At 50.7% G+C, this 20,725-nt stretch carries 18 protein-coding genes and 2 rRNA genes; 18 read left to right on the top strand and 2 right to left on the bottom strand.

All coding sequences use genetic code 11. The annotated features are described in order from the left end of the window. The 7 genes from F3H20_RS06970 to F3H20_RS06935 form a co-directional block, all read left to right on the top strand. Positions 1-125: ribosomal RNA gene (locus tag F3H20_RS06970) — 23S ribosomal RNA — on the top strand; the annotation flags it as partial. A gap of 77 nt (positions 126-202) precedes the next feature. Then, positions 203-319, top strand: a 5S ribosomal RNA gene (rrf, locus tag F3H20_RS06965). A 670-nt stretch (positions 320-989) separates the two neighbouring features. Beyond that, positions 990-1,421, top strand: coding sequence for a peptidylprolyl isomerase (locus tag F3H20_RS06955; protein ID WP_149734220.1), 432 nt, complete (start codon positions 990-992; stop codon positions 1,419-1,421). 127 nt (positions 1,422-1,548) lie between these two features. After that, complete coding sequence (locus F3H20_RS06950) at positions 1,549-2,313, top strand: TSUP family transporter (protein ID WP_149734219.1); 765 nt, start codon at positions 1,549-1,551, stop codon at positions 2,311-2,313. A 250-nt stretch (positions 2,314-2,563) separates the two neighbouring features. Continuing rightward, entirely contained in the window at positions 2,564-4,495 is a 1,932-nt protein-coding gene (locus F3H20_RS06945; protein WP_149734218.1) for a PrkA family serine protein kinase, read from the top strand. 40 nt (positions 4,496-4,535) lie between these two features. Then, the gene (gene yhbH / locus F3H20_RS06940) at positions 4,536-5,723 is read left to right on the top strand and encodes a sporulation protein YhbH (RefSeq protein ID WP_149734217.1); all 1,188 of its coding nucleotides are present in this window, start codon (positions 4,536-4,538) and stop codon (positions 5,721-5,723) included. Next, positions 5,716-7,020 carry a SpoVR family protein gene (locus tag F3H20_RS06935; RefSeq protein ID WP_149734216.1) on the top strand — a complete coding sequence of 435 codons (1,305 nt, stop codon included), beginning with the start codon at positions 5,716-5,718 and terminating at the stop codon, positions 7,018-7,020. Before yhbH ends, F3H20_RS06935 begins: the two co-directional genes overlap by 8 nt. Positions 7,021-7,106: 86 nt before the next feature. Here F3H20_RS06935 and ytaF read toward each other — a convergent pair whose 3' ends face one another. After that, entirely contained in the window at positions 7,107-7,745 is a 639-nt protein-coding gene (gene ytaF / locus F3H20_RS06930; RefSeq protein ID WP_149734215.1) for a sporulation membrane protein YtaF, read from the bottom strand. Between the two features lie 180 nt (positions 7,746-7,925). Between ytaF and gyrA the strand changes: the two genes are divergently transcribed. From gyrA to F3H20_RS06900, 6 genes are all read left to right on the top strand, one after another. Continuing rightward, positions 7,926-10,361 (top strand): DNA gyrase subunit A, encoded by a 2,436-nt coding sequence (gene gyrA, locus F3H20_RS06925; protein ID WP_149734214.1) that lies wholly within the window; start codon positions 7,926-7,928, stop codon positions 10,359-10,361. Between the two features lie 86 nt (positions 10,362-10,447). Next, on the top strand, positions 10,448-10,858 hold the full coding sequence (locus F3H20_RS06920) for a VOC family protein (RefSeq protein ID WP_091751756.1): 411 nt from the start codon (positions 10,448-10,450) through the stop codon (positions 10,856-10,858). A 23-nt stretch (positions 10,859-10,881) separates the two neighbouring features. Continuing rightward, complete coding sequence (locus F3H20_RS06915) at positions 10,882-12,051, top strand: MalY/PatB family protein (RefSeq protein WP_149734213.1); 1,170 nt, start codon at positions 10,882-10,884, stop codon at positions 12,049-12,051. 203 nt (positions 12,052-12,254) lie between these two features. Beyond that, a complete protein-coding gene (locus tag F3H20_RS06910) occupies positions 12,255-14,156 on the top strand; it encodes a sigma-54-dependent Fis family transcriptional regulator (protein WP_149734212.1) in 1,902 nt (633 codons plus the stop codon). A 56-nt stretch (positions 14,157-14,212) separates the two neighbouring features. Beyond that, the gene (gene trmB / locus F3H20_RS06905; protein WP_149734211.1) at positions 14,213-14,863 is read left to right on the top strand and encodes a tRNA (guanosine(46)-N7)-methyltransferase TrmB; all 651 of its coding nucleotides are present in this window, start codon (positions 14,213-14,215) and stop codon (positions 14,861-14,863) included. 65 nt (positions 14,864-14,928) lie between these two features. Then, positions 14,929-16,149, top strand: a complete 1,221-nt coding sequence (locus F3H20_RS06900; protein ID WP_149734210.1) for a DUF2935 domain-containing protein — start codon at positions 14,929-14,931, stop codon at positions 16,147-16,149. Between the two features lie 412 nt (positions 16,150-16,561). Here the strand turns inward: F3H20_RS06900 and F3H20_RS06895 are convergent, their stop codons facing one another. Beyond that, positions 16,562-17,533, bottom strand: a complete 972-nt coding sequence (locus F3H20_RS06895) for a hypothetical protein (protein WP_149734209.1) — start codon at positions 17,531-17,533, stop codon at positions 16,562-16,564. 148 nt (positions 17,534-17,681) lie between these two features. On the opposite strand from F3H20_RS06895, the gene F3H20_RS06890 reads away from it, so the two are divergent. The 5 genes from F3H20_RS06890 to F3H20_RS06870 all read left to right on the top strand — a co-directional run bounded on the left by F3H20_RS06890 (position 17,682) and on the right by F3H20_RS06870 (position 20,713). Further along, positions 17,682-18,872 (top strand): FtsW/RodA/SpoVE family cell cycle protein, encoded by a 1,191-nt coding sequence (locus F3H20_RS06890; protein ID WP_223191662.1) that lies wholly within the window; start codon positions 17,682-17,684, stop codon positions 18,870-18,872. Positions 18,873-18,990: 118 nt separating this feature from the next. Next, complete coding sequence (locus F3H20_RS06885; protein ID WP_149734208.1) at positions 18,991-19,266, top strand: PspC domain-containing protein; 276 nt, start codon at positions 18,991-18,993, stop codon at positions 19,264-19,266. A gap of 112 nt (positions 19,267-19,378) precedes the next feature. Then, positions 19,379-19,603, top strand: coding sequence for a spore coat associated protein CotJA (locus F3H20_RS06880; protein ID WP_223191661.1), 225 nt, complete (start codon positions 19,379-19,381; stop codon positions 19,601-19,603). Positions 19,604-19,786: 183 nt separating this feature from the next. Further along, a complete protein-coding gene (locus F3H20_RS06875) occupies positions 19,787-20,044 on the top strand; it encodes a spore coat protein CotJB (protein ID WP_149734207.1) in 258 nt (85 codons plus the stop codon). A gap of 24 nt (positions 20,045-20,068) precedes the next feature. Further along, positions 20,069-20,713, top strand: coding sequence for a manganese catalase family protein (locus tag F3H20_RS06870; protein WP_149734206.1), 645 nt, complete (start codon positions 20,069-20,071; stop codon positions 20,711-20,713). The last annotated feature ends 12 nt before the right edge of the window (positions 20,714-20,725 follow it).

Below are 20,725 nucleotides of genomic sequence, written 5' to 3'. Positions count from 1 at the left end.
AAGATGAGGTCTCTCATAGCGTAGGCTAGTAAGGCCCCTTGTAGACGACAAGGTAGATAGGCCAGATGTGGAAGTCCTGTAAGGGATGCAGCTGACTGGTACTAATCGGCCGAGGGCTTGACTTATATTAAATGCGCACTTTCTTCTGTGAAGTTTTCAGGGAATGAAGCCCGTTAGGGAGAATTCACCTGAGAAATATATATCCAGTGACGATAGCTGTGGGGTTCCACCTGTTCCCATACCGAACACAGTAGTTAAGCCCACATACGTCGAAAGTACTTGGTTGGAAACGGCCCGGGAGGATAGATAGTTGCTGGTTAAGAGAAAGACACTCACATTTGTGGGTGTTTTTTTGTTGTGCTTTGAGAAAGGTTAACACATCAAGAAAGGCCGGTGGGGGTCGTATCATAACAACGCTTCAGCGCTGTCGCTGACTTACGCTTATGTTAAAATATACCCCCCACTGGGTGGCAGTAGTTGATCAAAATTTTTTAGCGCTTTGTAGAATTTTATTTATTTAGCTGAAAACCTATCCTCTTGAGCCGTTCCCGGCGGCCTTTACGGAAAAAGACGGTCCGTAGGATGAAAAAGGAGCGCCTTCCGTTAAGAAAATTTGTTTGTTTGAGCGAAGCGAGTTTCGGATTTTTAGGAAGGTGCTCCTTTTTCAAGTCTTTTGGAGTTCAGGCCTAGATTTTTTTGCCCCTTTTTGTATCATGACAAAAAGGGGGATTGATGATTGGTGATAGTTTAGCTTATAAGAATAAATGGCGGAAGCCATGCGTTAAATCAACACCAATGTTCGTGCTGAATTATGCTTTTGTTAGAGAACAATTTCTACATAAATGCTAGTAGCCCGCTCTAACACATTGCAGTAGAATAAAAGCTTCTAAGCAAAGCTAAGGAGGACATAATAAAAAATGCTATGAAACTTCCCCTATAATGGTATAATAATAAAGAAACACAGTGATGAATCAAAGTGAGGGATATGTTTGAAAAAGGCAATAATTGAAATGGATGCCGGGCAAATTGTGATTGAACTATTTGAGGCCGAAGCACCTAAAACCGTAGCTAATTTTGAGAAGCTGATCAACGAAAAGTTTTATGATGGTTTGACTTTCCATCGTGTGATCAAAGGCTTCGTGGCCCAGGGAGGTTGCCCTAACGGTAACGGTACCGGCGGTCCTGGCTATACTATTCCCTGTGAAACCAAGGGAAATCCTAAACGGCATGAACGGGGTTCTTTGTCGATGGCGCACCGCGGTCCGAATACGGGCGGCAGTCAGTTCTTTATCGTATATGAACCACAACCCCATTTGGATGGCGTCCATACTGTCTTTGGCAAAGTAATTGAAGGTATGGATGTGGTTGACCAGATACAACCGGGCGATAAGATGAACAAGGTCACCGTAGTCGAAGCATAATTGCTTGAGGCTAGTGTCTGGGCAATCTTGTCAGTGAATCTTGTCAGTGAATCTTGCTTGGTCGCAACAACTAATGACGTTGCTTGACGGCGTCATTTTTATTTTTTAAAAGTTGGGAGGGTGGCACATGGAATTTATCGACCCACATATGCTATTATTTTTATTGGCTGTCGGTTTCTGCGCCGCCTTTGTTGATTCCGTAGTGGGCGGTGGCGGCCTGATCTCATTGCCGGCCTTGCTGCTTACCGGTATGCCGCCCGGCTTGGCCCTGGGGACGAATAAAATGGCCAGCGTCATGGGCAGCTTTACCAGTACACTTTCGTTTATGTTTTCGGGGAAAGTAAACTTTAAGTTAATCAAATATCTTTTTTTTATTGACTTTTTTGGTTCCATACTGGGTGTCTATACGGTACAGCATATTCCGCCTCATTTTTTGAAACCGCTGGTCGTTGTGCTGCTGGTAGTGGTAACGGTATATACCTTGCTGCGGAAAGATTGGGGCGATGTCTCTACCTATGGCGGCATCACGGCGAAAACGCTCTGGCTCAGCGGTGCAGCCGCTGGGTTGTTGGGATTTTATGACGGCTTTTTCGGTCCCGGTACTGGATCGTTTTTGATTTTCGCCTTTCTCATGCTGGGGTTTGATTTTGTTGTAGCGGCAGGAAACGCCAAGGCTTTGAATTTTGCCAGCAACATCGCCGCAGTCATTGCTTTTGCCTATTTTGGCTCTATCCAGTATTCCTACGGCATCGTGATGGGCTTGGCGATGATTTTGGGCGCGTTGGCCGGCTCCCGGGTGGCGATTAAAAATGGGGCGGCTTTTGTTAAACCGGTGTTTATTTTTATGTCGTTGCTGCTGATCGGTAAGCAAATTTGGGATGTGGCGCACTGACTCGTCACGACAATATGACAGCAAGAAGGTTTCCCGCAGGCCGGGAGGCCTCTTTTTTTTGCAGCCAGGCAAGCCTGTCTCCCATAGAAAAATCAGAAGGTCTTGAAGGAAGGCTGCCCGGCCTTTTCTCTGCTAATTAATAAGATGACTATCCTAAATCGGGCAAAACGGTAATACATTGTAGTATGGCTATGTGTTAGCATTCAACTTTGCCGCATAGAGACTCAATCAGGATGAGGAGGGTACTTCTGTGGTTGATTTTAATTTTGCGACGCTGATCAAAAAAGACCGGGAAGAACGGCAGTATGTACCGTTTACCGGAACGTTTCTGGAATATTTAAAGCTAGTTGCCGAAAATCCTAAGCAGCACTCGATGTTGGCCCATCAGCGCATGTTCAATCTCCTGGTGGAGCCTGGCGTGGAGACAATCAAGACGGAGGAGCATCCACACTTAAAGCGCATCTATGGGAATGAAACCATTAAGCAATACGAATTTTTTAAACATGATTTTTTTGGCATTGATAACAGTATTATGAAAATCATGCGTTATTTCCACGCGGCGGCCATGAAAGGGGAAGAGTCGCGTCAGGTGCTGTATTTGGTTGGGCCGGTCGGCGCTGGTAAGTCGTCAATCATGGAGGCGCTAAAGCGGGCCTTGGAAGCAAGTCCGGATATTTACGTGCTGCAGGGCTGCCCGATGCGGGAAATGCCGCTGCACCTGATCCCGAAGCACCTGCGACCTGTTTTTGAACGGGAGCTGGGCATCAAGGTGGAAGGCGATTTGTGTCCGGTATGCCGCTATCGTCTGAAACATGAATTTGGCGGGGAATATGAGCGTTTTCCGGTTACGACGGCCGGGTTCTCGATACGGTCACGCAAAGGGGTCGGCGTAGTGCCGCCGGTAGATCCGAACAATCAGGATACGTCGGTACTAATCGGCTCGGTGGATATTTCCAAGCTGGATTTATACCCGGAGGATGATCCACGGGTGCTCTCATTAAATGGGGCGTTTAATGCCGGTAACCGGGGCATTGTAGAATTTATTGAGGTATTTAAGAATGAAGTCGAGTATTTGCACGCCATGATTACGGCCACGCAGGAAAAGTCCATTCCTTCACCGGGCAAGGGAGCGATGATTTATTTTGACGGCATTATTCTGGCTCATTCCAACGAGGCGGAGTGGAATAAGTTTAAATCCGACCATACCAATGAAGCGATTTTGGACCGGATTGTCAAGGTAGAGGTGCCCTATTGCCTGCAGTTGGATGAGGAAGTGAAAATTTACCGAAAAATCCTGAGAAACAGTAATTTTGATGCTCATATAGCGCCACACACCATCGAAATGGCCTCAATGTTCGCTATTTTGTCCCGATTGGCGCCATCGGTCAAGGTAGACGCTTTGACTAAGCTGAAAATCTACAACGGAGAAGAAATTGTAGAAAAAGGCTCGACTAAAAAGGTGGATATCTTCGAACTGAGGGAAGAGGCACAGCGGGAAGGGATGAGCGGAATTTCCACTCGTTTCATTATGAAGGCGCTGGATACGGCGTTGTCTGAATCGGAAAACAATTGTATCAATCCGCTGGCTATTTTGGATACCATGGTGAAAGCCACCAAGGAAATGGCTGTTAACGAGGATGAGAGAAAACGCTATCTGGGCTTTTTGCAGGATACAATTAAGAAAGAGTACAATCTGATTATTGAAAAGGAGGTAACCAGAGCCTTTATTCACGGTTATCAGGAGCAGGCGGAGAGTTTGTTCAACAACTATCTTGATCATGCCGAGGCCTTTGTTAACGTCACCAAGCTGAAAGACCCCAATACCGGGGAAGAGCTGGAGCCGGATATCAAGTTTTTGCAGTCCATTGAAGAGCAGATTGGTATTAGTGGTACAGCGTCTTTGGGCTTCCGGCAGGATGTTACTTCCTATATGTTTTCCATTTTGCGCAGCGGCGGACGGTTAGATTATAAAAGCTATGAGCCGCTCAAGGAAGCTATTGAGAAGAAGCTGACCTTTTCGGTTAAAGAGTTGTCGCGGGTGGTCACCAAAGCCAGGGTCAGGGATAAGGAACAGGACAGCAAGTATAATGCCATGGTAGAGGAAATGAAGCAAAACGGCTATTGTGATCATTGCTGCAATGTGATTTTAAAATATGCGGCCAATAATTTGTGGAAGGATTAGTGCATTAGCCATACTGGCTGCTGAAACGGAGTGAAGGACGATGGCGGTATTCAAGGATGGCGGGGCCGGTCATTCCGACCGGTCCGCATGGGATCGTAAGCGCCACCGGAAACTGATGGAGGATGCCATTAAGAGGAACCTGGGCGATATTATTGCTGAGGAAAGCATAATCGGTCAGAGCAAGGATAAAAAAATCAAAATACCGGTCAAGAGCATTAAAGAGTATCAGTTTATCTACGGAAAAGGCAATGACGGCAGTGCATCGGGTGACGGGCAGGAAAAGAAGGGGCAGGTCATCGGCAAGGTGGTGGGACAAAATGGAACAGGCAATGGGGGACCGGGTGGCAGTGATCCCGGTGAGGAAATTTACGAAACGGAAATTACCATGGATGAAATCATCGGTTATATGTTCAATGAACTGCAACTGCCGGATATCGACAAGAAGAAATACGGCCTTATCGAGGATGAATGCCGGATAAAGCGCAGCGGCTATCAGCCGAAAGGCATTCCGCCGCGGCTGGCGAAAAAGCGGACCGTTATTGAAAAGATAAAACGAAAGCAAAGCTACAGGCGCAATCAGGCCAACGGCGCGGAGCAAGCGATACCTGAGCGTATTCCTTTCCGGACCGAGGATCTTCGGTATCATCGGGTAAAGGAAGAGCATAAACGGCGTTCCAACGCGGTGGTCATTTGCATTATGGATACGTCCGGCTCGATGGACCAGACCAAGAAGTATCTGGCCCGGAGTTTTTATTTCCTGCTTTATCAGTTTGTCCGCTGGAAGTATGAGCAGGTGGAGGTGGTGTTCATCGCCCATACCACGGAGGCCAAGGAAGTAAACGAATGGGAGTTTTTTCATCGCGGCGAGTCGGGCGGAACGGTTATCAGCAGCGGCTACGCCAAAGCGCTGGAGGTCATTGAGGCAAGGTATAATCCGGCAGTGTGGAATATCTATGCCTTCCATTGCTCTGACGGTGACAATTGGGGCGATGACAATAACCGGGCCATCGGACTGGCCAAAGACTTGTGCGGGGTGTGCAATTTATTCGGTTACGGTGAAATTACTTTTACACAAAGCTGGAACGTCACTATCCGCCGGGATTTTGAGCGAGCCATGCAAGAGCCGAATTTCGTGATGGCAACCATGAGCAAAAAGGAAGATATTTGGCCGGCTTTTAAAAAAATATTGGATAAACATGTGACGGCTGGAGGAACGGAGCATGAATGATTACACGCTGCGCGAACTGGAGGCGTGGGGGGGCCGGATTGAAGAACTGGTCCGGGCGGCCGGCCTGGAGTGCTACGAGCAGTTTTTTGAGATATGCGATTATGAGGATATGCTGTGCTACGAGGCATATGCCGGCATGCCTTCCCATTATCCCCACTGGAGCTTCGGCAAGATGTATGAGCGGCAGCGGACCTTCTATCAATATAATCTGGTGGGCCTTCCCTATGAAATGGTGATAAATTCCGATCCCTGCCTGGCCTATTTGATGCGGGACAATACGCTGGCGCTGCAGGTTCTGACGATGGCCCATGTCTATGGGCACAATGATTTCTTTAGGAACAACCGTTTGTTTAAGGAATATACCCGGGCTGAGCTTACGGTGGAATTGTTTAAGAATCATGCCGACCGGGTACGAGGCTATATGGCAGATCCCTCCATCGGACCGGATCGGGTGGAACGGATTCTTGATGCCGCTCATGCGCTGCGCTATCAACTGCAGCGTTTTGGCAAAAGAGAGCAAAAGCACGACAGGGAGCAACTGACAAAGGAAAGCGAACAGGATATTCCGGACCGTTTAAAGAATGATCTGCTAACGTTTCTGGCGGAGCGGGGCAAGCTGACCGATTGGGAACGAAACCTGGTCTACATGGTCCGGGATGAAACCTTTTATTTTTTACCCCAATTGGAGACTAAGATCATGAATGAGGGCTGGGCCAGCTTCTGGCACTATAAATTGTTAAACCGGCTGTCTTTGCCGCAAAGTCTGCATTGGGAATTTCTCCAGCGTCACAATCTGGTGGTACGGCCCCATGCCAACCGGATCAATCCCTATTTTCTCGGGTTTAACATCTTCAGTTATTTAGAAGAAACCTATGGGTTGGACTATATCTTTCAGGTGCGGGCACAGGAACGGGATCAGTCGTTTCTGCGACGGTACCTGACCCGGGAATTATGCGAAAAGCTTTGTCTGTTCTCCTATACCGTACGGGGCAACGACATTGTCGTTAAGGAGGTCGGCGACGAGGAAGGCTGGAAGACGGTGCGGGACGATCTGGTCAAAGGAGTGGGACTGGGCTCTATTCCCTGTGTTGTTCCATCGGCGGTGGAACGGGACCAGCTTGTCCTCGAACATGTTTTTGAGGGCTGGGAGCTGGATATTACCTATGCCAGGGAGACGCTGAAATATGTTGTTGATTTATGGGGTGGCCTGGTGAGCTTGCGAACGCAGTTAAGCGGCAAGGCGAAACGGCTGATCTGCAGTGAGGATAAAGTAGTATCGCTGATCGACGATCTTTAGCGGGAACGGTAAATAAAAGCAACGCGACTGCCCTGTCAATGAACCGGGCAGTCGCGTCGCTTTTATTCGCTCAGGCGTGGGATGCGTCAGCTCAGGCGGAGCAGGCCGAGCAGGATTAAAATAATGCCGGGCAGGTAAGGGAAACGGCTTTTCAAAGCAGGGGAGACAAGCCGTTGGCAGGAGGCCAAACCCAGCAGGAGGGCACCCATTTGGACACAGCCCATCAGCAGCGGTGTGTAGGCAGGCAGCGAATTCATCAGAGCGGCAGCGAAGGTGGCTACCATGTTGTCGATACCCAGGGCCAGGCCCAGGAAAACCGCTTCCAATGCGCTAATGCGGCTGGAATGGTCCAAATCGGCAGTTTCCGGCTGAGCCATGATGCTGATGACAATGCGGCCGATAGAGATGGTGAGTTTTCGTGCCGTAGGTTCCTGACTATTTTCATAAGACTTTACGTCTTTGGTCAGATATTCCTGGAACAGGCTGCAGAGTCCAATCAAGATGAGCAGTAAGGCGCCGGCCACGACGGCGATATGGGGGTTCATAAAGTCGACGACATAAGCAGCGAAGAAAACGGCGGCCACAGTGGAGACCGCAGTGATGCTGCCTACAATCAGGAGGGATGCCGGCGGTATGCGGATATTTTTCAAGCCATAGGCTAAACCGGCAACAAAGCCGTCCAGACTCAGGGCCGTGGCCAGTAGCAGTACATAAAATATGTTCATACTGTAGCCTCCCGGATGTGTCAGGATGATCGTGCTACTTGTTTTTCGTGCTATAGTATGCAGGGGAGCGTCGCTTGGTTACCAGGAAAATCGCAGGCGACAGGAGGTTTTTTTTGTCCTTATGGGGAAATATATGGTATAATAAAGTGTTAGCACACTGAGCGATGTCGAGGTGAGAATGTGGATTTTGGATTAGGCAAGGTTTTGCCGGTACGTATTGAAGATGAAATGAAAAATTCCTATATCGATTACGCGATGAGCGTTATTGTTATGCGGGCGCTGCCGGATGTCCGGGATGGTTTGAAACCGGTTCACCGCCGCATTTTATACGCGATGCATGAGGCCGGGATGGCGCCGAACAAACCGTATAAAAAATCGGCCCGTATTGTCGGGGAAGTACTGGGTAAGTATCATCCACACGGTGATTCTTCGGTATACGATGCAACGGTTCGGATGGCGCAGGATTTTTCCATCCGCTATTTGCTGGTGGACGGGCATGGTAACTTTGGTTCGATTGACGGCGACTCGGCGGCGGCGATGCGATATACTGAAGTGCGCATGTCGCGGGTGGCCGAGTCCATGCTGGAGGATATTGAACGGGATACAGTCGATTTTGCTCCCAACTATGATGAGTCGTTAAAAGAGCCTACTGTTCTGCCCTCTAAGATTCCTAACCTGTTAGTGAACGGGTCGGCGGGGATCGCGGTCGGCATGGCCACCAACATACCGCCCCATAACCTGGGTGAAGTGGTGGACGGGCTGATTATGATGATTGATAATCCCGAGGTAACCATCCCTGAACTGATGATGGCGATCAAGGGGCCGGACTTTCCGACGGGCGGTTTGATCTTAGGCCGTGAGGGAATCCGTCAGGCCTATACAACCGGCCGGGGCGGTGTCAAAATGCGGGCCCAATGCCGGATTGAGAAAATGGCCAACGGAAAAAGCCGGATTTTGGTTACTGAAATCCCTTATCAGGTGAATAAGGCCAGACTGGTGGAAAAGATTGCCGAGCTGGTCCGCGACAAAGTGATTGATGGGGTTACCGATCTGCGGGATGAAAGTGACCGGAAAGGGATGCGGGTCGTTATTGAGCTGCGGCGGGATGTAAATGCCGATATTTTGCTTAATCAGTTGTACAAGCATACGCAGCTTCAGGAAACCTTCGGCATCATTATGCTGGCTCTTGTCGACAGGCGGCCGCGGATCATGAATTTGCATGAGATACTGCGGCACTATCTGGAGCATCAAAAAGAAGTCATTGTCCGGCGGACACGGTTTGAACTGGCTAAAGCCAAGGCGAGGGCGCATATCCTGGAAGGGCTGAAAATTGCTTTGGATCACCTGGATGCGGTTATTACGACCATTCGTCAGTCTAAGACGGTGGACATCGCCAAGGAAGCGCTGATGACCGGCTTTGACTTAAGTGAAAAGCAGGCCCAGGCTATTCTCGACTTAAGACTCCAACGCTTGACTGGCCTGGAACGGGAAAAGATCGAGCAGGAGTACAAGGATATTTTGGAAACCATCGAGTGGCTGGAATCGGTGTTGGCCGATGAGCATAAAGTTCTGGCGATCATTAAAGAGGAACTGCTGGACGTAAGGAAACGGTTTGCCGATGAACGACGCACAGTGATTACCACTGATGTTTCCGAACTGAATATGGAAGATCTCATTGCCGAAGAGGATATTGTCCTGACTTTGACCCATGGCGGCTATATCAAGCGGTTGCCGGTAGACACCTACCGCAGCCAGAAGCGGGGCGGCAAAGGGGTAACCGGTATGGGCACCAAGGAAGAGGACTTCGTGGAGCACCTGTTTGTGACCACGACGCATAACAATGTACTCTTCTTTACCAGCCGGGGCCGGGTGTATCAGTTGAAGGGCTATGAGATTCCGGAAGCCAGTCGTACGGCAAAGGGCACAGCCATTGTCAATATGCTGGCTTTAGAGCCGAATGAGAAGGTTACGGCCGTCATTCCGATTAAGGAATTCTCTGAACGGAAGTTCTTGTTGATGGTCACTCGTAAGGGCATCGTTAAGAAGACCGAGCTGATGGAATTTGATACAACCCGCAAGGGCGGACTGATCGCTATCAACCTGGACGATGACGATGATCTGATCGGTGTAAAACTTACCGGCGGTGAGCATTATGTCATTATCGGCACTAAGGACGGTCTGGCCATCTATTTTCCGGAAACCAATGTCCGGGCTATGGGCCGGACGGCTCACGGCGTCAAGGGGATTACGCTGCATGCCGGCGATAGTGTGGTGGGCATGGACACTGTCAAAAAGGACGGAGAACTGCTGACCGTTACCTCCGAGGGCTATGGCAAACGGACACCGCTGGCGGAGTACCGCAATCAGTCCCGGGGCGGCAAAGGCGTCATAAACATTAAGGTGACGGAAAAGACAGGGCATGTTGTGGGCATTAAGGTGGTTAAACCGGGCCAGGAACTCATGCTGATTACGGGAGACGGCATTGTCATCCGTACGGAAATTGATGCAATTTCGGTGTTTAGCCGCAACGCACAGGGCGTTAAGATCATGCGTACCGGCGAGACCGATACGGTGGTAGCCTTGGCAGTAGTTGAAAAAAAAGCGGACAATGAATAAAATAATATCCCGGCAGAGCCTGACCTGTTAAGGTTGGGCTTTGCCAGTATCACGGTGCAAATACATCTTTACTGGAGGCAGTTGCCATGCAAATCAAAAGGGTAGATTCGACCATCAGTACGTACAAACTACAGGAGTCAAGAGATTTCTACGTTAAGCATTTTGGCTTTGAGGTAGTATACGAGAGCGATTGGTATATCGAATTGCTGGCCAAGGGTCTGCCGACCGCGGGAATCAGCTTTGTGCTGGCCCAGCGGGAGGAGGGCGAGATTTTTAACGGTAAGGGCCTGATTATTTCCTTCGAGGTAGACGATGTGGACCGGGAGTTTTGGCGGCTTTCGGCCGAAGGAGTGGACATTTACCAGCCTATTCAGGAAAAACCCTGGGGTGAGCGGAGCTTTGTCGTTAATGATCCCAATGGGGTGCACCTTTACATTTATAAACTAATTCCGGCCCAGCCGGAATATCAAAAAATTTATGACGCCTATAAAAAATAACTCACAGGAAGGGCGGAATACCAATGTCGGCTACTTTTGATGAAATAATTGACCGGCGGCGGACGAACTGCCGTAAATGGGATGCGGCCTGCCAGCTTTTCGGTAATGACGAGGTACTGCCCATGTGGATTGCCGACATGGATTTTGCAGTCCCGGCGGCGGTGGCCAGGGCTGTGCAGGAACGGGCCGACCATGAAATTTACGGTTATCCTCACAAGGAGGAGCGCTTTTATCAAGCCATCCAAAACTGGCTGCTGCGCCGCCACGGCTGGCAGGTCCAGCCCGATTGGATTTTAGGAAATCCCGGCGTTGTGTCGGCTATCAGCACAGCCATTTTGGCCTTTACCGAACCGGGTGATAAAATTATTATTCAGCCGCCGGTATATCCGCCGTTTTTTAGTTGTGTGACGAAAAATAACCGGCAACTGGTGGAAAATCCACTACGCTTGGTCAACGGGCAGTATCAGATGGATTTTGAGGATTTAACCGGCAAGCTGGACGGGGTAAAATTACTGCTGCTCTGCAACCCTCATAATCCGGTAGGCCGGTCCTGGACCCGGCAGGAATTGCTGCGATTGGGACAGCTTTGTGTGGAACGGGGCATCGTTATTGTATCTGATGAAATTCATGCCGACTTGATTTTGCCAGGCTCTATTCATACGCCGATGGCATCCTTGTCACCGGAGATAGCCAGTCTGACGGTCACCTGTATGGCGGCCAGTAAAACGTTTAATGTAGCCGGCTTGTATACGTCGATTGCGCTGATTGCCGACCGGAAGCTGCGGCAGCGGTTTAACGGCATCCTGGAGGCTCTGGACCTGAATGGCGGTAATCTCTTTGGTATTACCGCACTGATTGCTGCCTTTGAAGAGGGGGAGGCCTGGCTGGATGAGCTACTCACTTACCTGGACGATAATGTGAGGTATATGATGGACTTTTTTGCTCAGCAGGTCGGGGGGATCACCCTGGCCCGGCCGGAAGCTACTTATCTGGCCTGGCTGGATTGCCGGGAATTGCAGCTAAGCCAGGCCCGGCTGAAGAAGTTTTTCATTCAGGAAGCCAAGGTGGGCTTAAATGACGGCATGACCTTTGGCCGGACAGGAGAAGGTTTCATGCGTTTAAATTACGGTTGTCCGCGAACAATACTGGAAGAAGGGCTTGGCCGCATCGCGCAGGCAGTCCGGCTTCTTTAGGGAACCACTGATTAATTTAGCGGAGCTTTTCCGCCCGGCTATGTCAGCAAAGCCTTGAAATAGCGGAGCTTTTCCTGGGGCTTTACTTTTCTTGTCAGGTGAGAACGTTTCTCGTCAAGTCGTAGGCTTGTTAGATCTGCGGTTCTTTAGCGGCTGGCCGGTCCTTTTCCGATTGATTGATTATACCGTAATGGAGGTTTACTATGATTCGTGAGCGGCGGAGCAAGGGGAAATTAGAGTCTTATTATCATCAGTTTGTGCACGAAGGGAAAATGGACCCCAATGTACATCCCTGGGTGGCGGAGTCATGGCAGCGGAGTGCGGCCAATCATATCGCCTATGAAAACATGCCCAGTTTAACGCGGCTGAGCAAGGCCGAACTGGCTGAACGGCAGCAAAGTCATCAGACAGCCATTGAATATTTGCAAGGGCTATATCAGGATGTACAGGAACACTTTACCCGTTATAATTTAAGTTTATTGCTGCTGGACCATGAATGCTATGTACTGAAAAGCTATGCCATGCCGTTTTTTCAAAAGACGCCGGGCGAGGTGGCCGGAGCCAGGCTGACGGAAGAGGACATCGGTACCTCCAGTATCAGCATTGCTTATGAACATCAAGTCCCGTTCCTGCTGTTTGGCCCGGAAATGTGGATTGAGGAATGCCAGACCGGGGACGCCTTTTCGGCGCCGATTATTCTGGGCGGTCAGACTAGGTATCTTTTGACCCTGATTTCAGCGGAGCGGGAGGCCTTGCCGTATAGTTCGGTGGCGGCGCTCATGCTCAGCATGAAATACGCGATGGAAAAACATTTGGATATGCAGGCTAAGCTGGCGGCCTGCCAGGCAATTTTAGATGCCGTGCCGCTGGCGGTATACCATATCGAGCCGGGCGGAGAGGTTACTTATGCCAACAAGCTGGGCGAGGAGCGGCTGGAGGCGGCCGGCGCGCCGCACAAACGGCCCAGCCTGAACGAGGTCGTCCTCAATTACCGTCATACTCCGCTGTACCGGGGCTTTCTGGGTATTCCCTCCTATAACAAGGAGGTCACCTGGATTACGCCGACCAAGACCTATGAGGACATTACCACGGTGGTTCCTCTGTATGGTCTGGATAAAGAAGTTGACAGCGTGCTGGCGGTTTCCCTGCCGATTGAGGATCTGAGAAATATGGTGGCCCATGCGGTGGGCTATACCGCCAGGTACAGTCTGGCCAGTATGGTAGGGGAAGATGAGGGCTTTGTCAGTCTGAAGGACAAGGCAGCCCGTATTGCCCGCTCCGGGCAGGCGGTGCTGCTGCAGGGTGAACCGGGTTCCGGTAAACAGCGGCTGGCCCATGGTATTCATCAGGCCAGTCCGCGGGCCGGTGGTCCGCTGATTACGCTGAAGTGTGGTGATATGCCGCCAGAGATGCTGGAAGACGAGCTGTTTGGCGTCAATATTTCGGCCGAGGAAAGCCGCACTGGCAAGCTGGAGCTGGCCAACGGCGGTACGCTGTTTTTGGACGAGGTGGAAAAACTGCCGCTCCATACGGCGGCCAGGCTGGCGGAATCGCTGGAGCACCGGCGGTTAACCCGCATTGGCGAGGAAGTTCTCCGGCCGATTGATGTGCGGATTATTGCGGCCTGTGACAGTGACTTGAAACGGCTTAGCGAAAAGGGGATTTTTTCGGAAAGCTTGTATAAATTAGTTTCCAAATCAATTATCCGGATGATGCCGCTGCGGGCCAGAAAGGACGACATTCCGGTACTGGCCCGGCACATCGTGGCCGAAATTGCCGGACAGCATCGCATGACCTCCAAGGAACTGGCGCCGGAGGCTGCTGAGTTTCTGATGTCTTATGACTGGCCGGGTAACGTGAAGCAACTGCAGGGTGTGGTGGAGCAGGCTTTCTTCAATACGCCGGGAGAAACTATCATGCCGGCGAATATCAATCTGCCGGGTAATAAGAGTCTGGCGGCTGCCACCTGGAAGGAAGACCGGGAAGTATTCATCGAGGCCTGGAAATCGGCCGGCGGCAATATCAGCCGCTTAGCCAATATGCTGAACGTCAGCCGGGTTACCTTGTACAGATATTTGAAAAAATACGGATTAGAAAAGGAATAGACCTTCGAAGAGGTCTAATACGCGGTAATATATGCGATAGATGAGGTGAACGGTAGATGAGACTCAGGCGAAAGCCCTGGATTGATGAAGCAATCAAAGACTATGAGGATATCGTGCGGTTTGGTCCGTTAGAGGGGTTGGCCGGCTGCTGGCAGCAAGAATTTGGCCGGACAGCGCCGCTTCATGTGGAGCTGGGAACCGGTAAGGGCCGGTTTATCTCGGAACTGGCCGAACGGTACCGGGACGTTAATTTTATCGGCATTGAGGCACAGCAGGATGTGCTGTTTTATGCTGCCCAGAAGGTGCGCGGCAAAGGATTAACCAATGTAAGGCTGCTGGTATTTGATATTAACGGCATTACCAATATTTTTGCTCCCGGCGAGGTAGACCGGTTTTATATCAATTTCTGCGACCCCTGGCCCAAGGCTCGTCATGCTAAACGGCGGCTCACGTACCGCAGTTTTCTGGAGAAGTACAGGACCTTGCTAAAGCCAGGCGGCGAGCTTCATTTTAAGACTGACAACCGGACACTGTTTGATTTTTCGTTGGAGGAATTCCGGGAGTGCGGCCTGCAGTTACGTAATGTAACCTATGACCTCCACGCCGAGGGTGCGCCTGGGGGTAGTGAGAACATTATGACCGAATATGAAGCGAAGTTCAGCGCCAAGGGTACAAAGATTAACCGGGCGGAAATATTATTTTTATGACCATCCGGGCGGGATGCGGCATACACTGTAATAGTCCATACTTTGTCGGATAGGAGAGTGTTTTTATGTCGCGTCAACCATCGTCCCGCACGGTTCCCCAGCCGCTGGAGCCCTTGAACGTGGAGGAGCTCAGGTTTTGGCTGACTATTATGAAAGAGCATGCCATCTTTATAAAAAACGGACTTCCCTGTGGCTGCACGGAATTGCGCGATGAAGCCCAGGCTTTTTGCGAAGAGTTTGCCATGCTGCTGGAACGGACCAAGCATGCCCAAAGCGATAAAAAATTTAACGAACTGGTCAATGATGCAAAATGCACGGTAAAGGATTTCTGCAAATTTAAACGGAGGCTGTTGGAAGACATCCTTCTTTGTAAAATCCAGGGCCACAGTTATCCCTTATTCATTGACCACATGGCGCGGGAGGCCGAATATGTTTTGATGCTGCTGGAGCAGATGAAGTCGGGGAAAATTCCGCTGACGACTGCGTCCAAAGCGCAGGAAACGCTCTTTTGGCTGCGCCTGATGGCCGATCATACCAAATTCATCGTGCATCTTCTGGACCCCTCCGAGCGGATATTAATCTGCACGGCCGAAGAGTTTGCCCGTGAATTTGATGATCTGTACTTACAGGGCCGCGATTTTGGCAGTATGATGCACCTGTGCAAGGAAGTAAATTCCTTTAGACGGTTTCTACGGGATGTACGGGCTGCAGTTATGCGGTTGCGTAATTTTAAAAAGGCCACCCATGATATGATTGTCGATTGCCGCCTGCTTGGTCTAATCCCAGCCGAGCTGGCTGATCATGTATACCGGGAGGCCGAACACTTCTTAATGGTTCTATCGCTGATGGATAAGGGAATTATGAAGCATGTTCTGGAACCCTGCGCCGACGGTTGTGCCGATTGGGAAAGCCTGCCGGAGGGACGGGAGGTCATCCAGACCGGCGAAGCGCCAGTTGCAGGGAGCGAACCGGTTATGCCGGAAGAGTTCGGTGAATTGACTGAACGGGAAGAGGAACTAGTTGTACCGGTGACGGAACTGTCCACCGCGTTTGAGTTTGAGCCGTCATTGCCGACAGATGGGGAGCTGCCTGCCGAACCGGCGGCTGAAACCGAAAAACCGGCTGCTGCCGTTCAGCCGCCGGATAAGAAAATGAAACCTGCCACGGGGAAAGCCAGCAAAGAGGTTCATACGAAAACTACAAAGCAGGATTCTCCTCCCCTGGCGAAACCTAAGTATAAATGGGGTGACCGGTGGCCCAGAAAATTAGGGAAGGAAATCAAGTAGTCGTGAAGGGGTCTAGGGCGTGTATTCAAACTATCTGAAGCGCTCCCTGTCGGCGCCTTTTATGCCATACCTCATTAATATTTTTTGAAATAGGGGCCGCTATTCCTGCAAGACTTAAAGGAAGCGCTGCTGTAATGAACCTGCCGGCCTGGTGAGAGAATTTCTCGGCTGGCAAGGGAGTAAAACCGCAGGAAAAGCTCAGCCATTTCAAGGTTTTATTGACGCAGCCAGACGGGAAAAGATCCGCCAGGCTGCGTGGTGTGAATAAATCAGCAGTTTCCTAATTCATCCGGCGCAAAAATCACTCGCCATGGATCATTCCGGTAGTTTAAATACACGCCCCGGTACATGAAAAAAACCTCCTAAGAATTGTTAGGAAGGTTTTTTTTGTCCTTATCGCTTGGCATGCAGTTTACTGAGTGTCCGACGGCAGTACGGCAATATAGCCGAGAAATTCGCGCTGCATATCGGTGATGGACAGTAGCCTGCCGTTTACCAGGTCGATCAAACTTAAGTCGGCGAACATGTGGCTGGAAGCGATGGCAAAATTACCGCCAGGCAGCAGATGCAGGCAGGAGATGGAACGGCCGACCGGAATCCGGCCGGTGACGGTTGCCGTAGGGATGTCGATGACCGTGATGGAGGCGCTTTCTTCATTAACAATGTAGGCCGTGTGCCCGTCGGGTGAAAAGGCGGCATGGGAAGGATAAGCGCAGGGAATGCTGCTGCTTTGGCAATTGCAATAGAGGATGGTCGCGGTAGCTTCGATCGCCGATGCTTCCGGCTGTCTGCTCATGAGAAATATTCCTTCGCCGGAAGCGCTTTCCGAAGTAAAGGGAATGATAAAATGGCCGTGGGAATCCTGTGTCAGATTAGTCGGTATGCCGGGAATGGATTGTTCATAAAGGAGCTGTCCCTGATGATCGAAGGCGGCGAAGCTGCCACCGCCGGGATGTTCCCAAATGCTATACAGCGTGTTGCCGTCAGTTTGAATACCGACACAGTAGGTCTCCGGTGAGCCGGGAGCGCCACAAGGCGTAACCGACAGGGAGACCAGGTCAAGCCGATGCAGGGAGCCCTCGGCAGTTGCGACAAAAGCCGACTGTCCGTCAGGCGATAGGGAGAATTGGCTGGGCGAAGGAATGGCCAGCGGCAGGCGATACAATGCCTGCTGGCGGAGATTGGCTGCCAGCAGTACGCCTTCTCCATTGGCGTCAGCCGGTATGTAAGCTTTGCTGCCATCGGCCGTCACCGCCAGATCGATGGGCGACAGGTCGGCAGAATAGGGCAGTTCGCTCACAATTTGCCCGGTGCCGCCATTGATTAGCAGCAGGGAATGGGCCAACGCATCCATTGCCAGCAACTGATAGGATATCCCTTCCATAATACTTCACCTCACATGATGATACCGGATTGTTACTGTTAAATCCGCTTGTCGGCATGATATCTTATGCAGGGCGGGGCAATTTGGTTATTGGGCTGGAGACAAATTTTCTGATATAATGGAAGAAAGTAGATACGGAGGCTTTGTTATGCTGAAAATTCCTAAAATATGGACAGGACCGGCCGAAGCGGTATTATATATTACTTTTATTTTATTTATCATTGGTACGGTTAATGTATTCAGTGCCAGCTTTGTTTTGGCGGGACAACTGCTGGACGACAGCTATTTTTTTCTTAAACGTCATTTGATCAGCTTTGCAATTGGTCTGGTCGGCCTAATTATCGCTACGAAGCCGGATTACCGGAAGTTGAACCGGCTGTCGGGGCTTTTGGCTGTTATGACGCTGGGCATGCTGATTGCCGTTCATTTTACCGGCGTTGATGCCAACGGAGCCCGGCGCTGGCTCAATCTGGGGATTAAATTTCAGCCGTCGGAGATTGCCAAACTGGCATCCGTCATTGTGGCGGCCAGTTATTTGGGACCACGGATTGATCGAAAAAGAAAAATTTCACTTCTGTCCTTACCGGTCATTTTTATTGGCATCATGGGGGTGTTGATTCTCAAACAGCCCGATATGGGGACCGCCGTGATTGTGGTGGGCCTTTGTCTGATCCTCTATGTGCTGGCCGGACTGCCCAAGCAGCAGCTTTATCTGCTGTATGGCGGCGGTGCGGCGGTGCTGGCTTACTTTTCCTATGCCGCTGCCTACCGGATGGACCGGATTACAGCCTGGCTTGATCCCTGGGAGCATCAGCAGGGAATTGGCTATCAGACGGTGCAGTCGCTGCTGGCCATTGGTTCCGGAGGCTTGTCCGGTACAGGGCTGGGGATGGGAGCCAGCAAGTTTTATTACCTGCCCGAATCGCATACCGACTTTGCTTTTGCGGTACTGTGCCAGGAATGGGGATTTTTTGGGGCTTTGCTGGTTTTGGTACTGATGGGGTTATTAGCCTGTTATGGCGGACAGATCGCCCGGCGGACTCCGGACGGCTTTGGCAAAATCCTGGCCATTGGTGTCACCCTGCTGGTAGCCGGCCAGGCGGTAATCAATATCGGTATGGTGTCAGGCTTGCTGCCGGTAGTCGGCGTACCCCTACCGTTCATTAGCTTTGGCGGCACGTCGCTGATTGTTAATCTGGTGGCTATGGGCATTTTAATTAATATCGGACGGCGATCGGCACGGCCGGCCGTGCCGGTGGATGAACTTTCCGGGCCAGAGCTGCCGGAAAAACCGGAAAAAAGATTAAAACTGGTGCAACGGCTAAAAGACCGCCGCTAGAAATCCTGCTATTAATCCCCGGCTGCCTGAGGCAGCCGGGGATTTTGATTAAAAGAAGCAAGAACCGGTAATACTGTTACTAACTATTGTTTGTTACGGGAACCGGGAGGTGGCGGTTGTGGTATGGGTAATCCGGGTTGGTGCATACCTATTTAGTGGCTTGACAATATGGCAGTTCATGCAAAGTAATACGGCCGGCGGCGGGCCGTTACATCGTCCGCTGGCGATTGACCAGGCGCATGCCATGATCCTCGGGGTGTGTGCCGGAGTCAGCAATTATACCGGAGTGGATGTGTCGCTTATCCGGCTCGTGTGGGTGTTGGCCGGACTGTACCGCGGGGCCGGTATCGTACTATACCTTCTGGCCTTTTTTATTATGCCGCTGGCCAGTTAATACAGAAATAACAATTACCGGCTCTGTCTTGTTGGCAGAGCCGGTTTTTTTGTGGCATTTGACTAGCCGTATACATAACATATACTAGGGTTAGTTGAGAGGAGGATAAAGCGTGGAACGGAGACCGAAGAAAACCTATGTGTCACCCGATACTGATGATTGTACCTATGACGAAGAGTATATGGAAGGAACGATTTGTCCGGCGGACATGGGGATGCGGCTGGCTCATTCGTACGTACCCTGGCAATTTTACAAGCAGGCCTTTAATCCCCAGGAGGCGCTTGCTAAAGGAACATTATTCCCCGAATTATATGGTGTTTATAAAATACCCCGCTAGTACTTTGTCAATTCTAAAAAGGTGGAATATGACTGGACTGTTTTTCGTAAGGCAAGGCGGAAAAAGGGGTCATACCGGGGAGTATGAGGACTGACAACAACGCAGACTTGCGGAAAATCGACCGACAGTATTTGCTGGATTAGGGTTGATAAGGTGCTAAGTGAGTAAGAGGAGGTGCATACCGTGGACTGTGAGAAACAGGCGGCAAGGCTGAAAAGAATTCAGGAAATGGAATTTGTAGCGGTCGAGCTTAATTTATATCTGGATACCCATCCCTGTGATGAAGAGGCTATTAATGACTATAACTGTGCCGTGCAGGCCCTGCGGAGACTGGTGGAGGACTATGAAGAAGAATACGGGCCGTTGATTCATTTTGGCATGGGCGGCTACAGCGGTGAACCCTGGCAATGGTCGCAAGGACCCTGGCCGTGGCAGCTATAAGGAAGAAGGAGGAATGTCAGCATCATGTGGCTATATGAAAAAAAACTGCAGCACCCGGTAAGAGTAAGCCGGCCGGATGTAAAGTTCGCCAAAATGGTCATTACCCAGTACGGCGGTCCGGACGGTGAATTATCGGCGTCGCTGCGTTATCTTAATCAACGCTACAGCATGCCTACCGATATGGCCAGAGCTACCCTTACGGATATCGGAACCGAGGAACTGGCCCATATGGAGATGATAGCCGCACTGGTCTATAAACTGACTGAGTGCGCGACTTGCAAGGATTACAAGGAAGCCGGCTGGGAAGGGCAGTTCGTGCAGCATGACGGCGGGCTGTTCTGGGCCGATGCCAACGGCGTACCCTGGTCGGCAAAATATATTGCCTGTCTGGGTGATCCCATTACCGATCTGACGGAAAATATGGCAGCGGAACAAAAGGCCCGTGCTACCTATGAACATCTGATTGCCTGTACCGACGATCCCTGTGTAAAAGACACGCTGCGCTTTTTGTGGCAGCGGGAAGTTGTTCACTTCCAGCGATTCGGCGAGGCTCTAAATGTGGTACAGGACTGGATGTGCCAAAGTAAGCATATCTGGACCGGCCATGAAATTAAACGGGAGGATGAAGAACAACCGGTGGAGGAAGACAAAACGAGTGACAGCCTCTGACCGGATAAATAA

The sequence above is a fragment of the Propionispora hippei DSM 15287 genome, from assembly GCF_900141835.1.
In the GTDB taxonomy this organism is placed as follows: Bacteria; Bacillota; Negativicutes; order Propionisporales; family Propionisporaceae; genus Propionispora; species Propionispora hippei.
This window is presented reverse-complemented; position numbering and strand designations above follow the sequence as displayed.

What these genes read in the sequence shown, in the direction of transcription:
- F3H20_RS06950 (WP_149734219.1), top strand. Translation starts at nt 1,549, where the DNA reads ATGGAATTTATCGACCCACATATGCTATTATTTTTATTGGCTGTCGGT.
- yhbH (WP_149734217.1), top strand. Translation starts at nt 4,536, where the DNA reads ATGGCGGTATTCAAGGATGGCGGGGCCGGTCATTCCGACCGGTCCGCA.
- F3H20_RS06935 (WP_149734216.1), top strand. Translation starts at nt 5,716, where the DNA reads ATGAATGATTACACGCTGCGCGAACTGGAGGCGTGGGGGGGCCGGATT.
- ytaF (WP_149734215.1), bottom strand. Translation starts at nt 7,745, where the DNA reads ATGAACATATTTTATGTACTGCTACTGGCCACGGCCCTGAGTCTGGAC.
- F3H20_RS06920 (WP_091751756.1), top strand. Translation starts at nt 10,448, where the DNA reads ATGCAAATCAAAAGGGTAGATTCGACCATCAGTACGTACAAACTACAG.
- F3H20_RS06915 (WP_149734213.1), top strand. Translation starts at nt 10,882, where the DNA reads ATGTCGGCTACTTTTGATGAAATAATTGACCGGCGGCGGACGAACTGC.
- F3H20_RS06910 (WP_149734212.1), top strand. Translation starts at nt 12,255, where the DNA reads ATGATTCGTGAGCGGCGGAGCAAGGGGAAATTAGAGTCTTATTATCAT.
- trmB (WP_149734211.1), top strand. Translation starts at nt 14,213, where the DNA reads ATGAGACTCAGGCGAAAGCCCTGGATTGATGAAGCAATCAAAGACTAT.
- F3H20_RS06900 (WP_149734210.1), top strand. Translation starts at nt 14,929, where the DNA reads ATGTCGCGTCAACCATCGTCCCGCACGGTTCCCCAGCCGCTGGAGCCC.
- F3H20_RS06895 (WP_149734209.1), bottom strand. Translation starts at nt 17,533, where the DNA reads ATGGAAGGGATATCCTATCAGTTGCTGGCAATGGATGCGTTGGCCCAT.
- F3H20_RS06890 (WP_223191662.1), top strand. Translation starts at nt 17,682, where the DNA reads ATGCTGAAAATTCCTAAAATATGGACAGGACCGGCCGAAGCGGTATTA.
- F3H20_RS06870 (WP_149734206.1), top strand. Translation starts at nt 20,069, where the DNA reads ATGTGGCTATATGAAAAAAAACTGCAGCACCCGGTAAGAGTAAGCCGG.